This is a genomic window from Arsenophonus sp. ENCA (assembly GCF_002287155.1).
GTDB lineage: Bacteria > Pseudomonadota > Gammaproteobacteria > Enterobacterales > Enterobacteriaceae > Arsenophonus > Arsenophonus nilaparvatae.
In genome coordinates, this window is the sequence record NZ_NHNG01000132.1 from 1 (window position 1) to 1,138 (window position 1,138).

A 1,138-nucleotide genomic window follows, 5' to 3' on the forward strand; every position below is an offset into this window, starting at 1 on the left:
GTCTGGCTTTCGCTAAGGTATCGGCTCTTCTGCAAGAATAAAGTCCATGGAAAGCGGGATCAGTATTACGTTTGAGTTCCCTGCTGACAGTTGAACGAGAAAGCCCCAATTCTCTAGCAATAGTGGCCTGAGTAACACCGTCAATTATTCGTTTTTCGATATAAAAACGCTCATGTAAGTTCAAATGTTTTCCCTTCATACAACGGTATCTCTTATGGGGTCATTACAGTAATTTTATCTATGTATGACCAAGGATTTACTTTGTTGCATTTCGTTTGGGAATTGGCGGTAATCCTTACCTTCTTCGTTTTTTCCGAGACTGAGAATAAAACGTTTCCACTCATCGTAATTACGCAGATGAACCAATTCCGCAGGCAAGATTAGCTTCTCCCAAGCTGACAGCAGGAACTGTCGGACATTCCATATCCAGCGTTCTCTAACCTTTGGCAGGCAAAACGACATCTTTTTCCAGTTGCCGTGATCATTGATGCCGCCTGTAGTCCACGACAGATGAATATGGCAATTCCAGTTAAGCTGTCGTCCGTAGGTGTGAAGAGCACCGAAAATGCCAAGGGTGAGACCTCTTTGCTCTGCGGCATAAAGCAAATTATCAGCAGCGAGGGCGAACAGGTGGCCTAGCAACCAACGGTTGTTCTCAAATAACGGCCACAGGGCATCAGGCATCGTGAAGGTGCCATGTTGAAAGGGAACGTCAGGAAGACTCGCCATCATAAAGCGTGTTGCTTAATAGTGAAATAAGAGTGTTTCGGTGATTGAAGTAAATTTTACGCTGTTCTGAGATGGAAATTCCAAAGACCTGCGCTAAGGAGTAAGAAGGTATCATCAATAAAGGGTCTACGATTCCGTAAAATTTGGGTCATGCAACCGAGGCGCTTGATACCCGCGATGGCGTGTTCAACTGTAATACGGATGCCCGAGATTATTTTATTTTCTTGTTTTTGTTCAGGCGATAAAGGTCTTTTTCGAGTTCCTTTTTTTGGGATTTGTGTATTAGGATGCTGTTTATCTATACCTTGAAAACCGGTATCTGCCCAGATGGTTACCTCAGGAGGAATATGGCGAATTATATCGACTTTATCGAGTAAGCGTTTATCGTGACGGCGCCCATTTTTGCTCA

At 43.8% G+C, this 1,138-nt stretch carries 1 protein-coding gene and 3 pseudogenes; all 4 read right to left on the minus strand.

What is annotated here, in order from left to right; genetic code table 11:
• A pseudogene (locus CBG25_RS03730) lies at positions 1 to 121 on the minus strand (helix-turn-helix domain-containing protein); the annotation flags it as partial.
• Between the two features lie 3 nt (positions 122 to 124).
• Positions 125 to 199 (minus strand): annotated as a pseudogene (locus tag CBG25_RS03735) (hypothetical protein); the annotation flags it as partial.
• Positions 200 to 234: 35 nt separating this feature from the next.
• Positions 235 to 720: pseudogene (locus CBG25_RS03740) on the minus strand (transposase); the annotation flags it as partial.
• 65 nt (positions 721 to 785) lie between these two features.
• On the minus strand, positions 786 to 1,138 hold a 353-nt coding region (locus tag CBG25_RS03745), incomplete at its 5' end, for a transposase family protein (protein WP_290603898.1).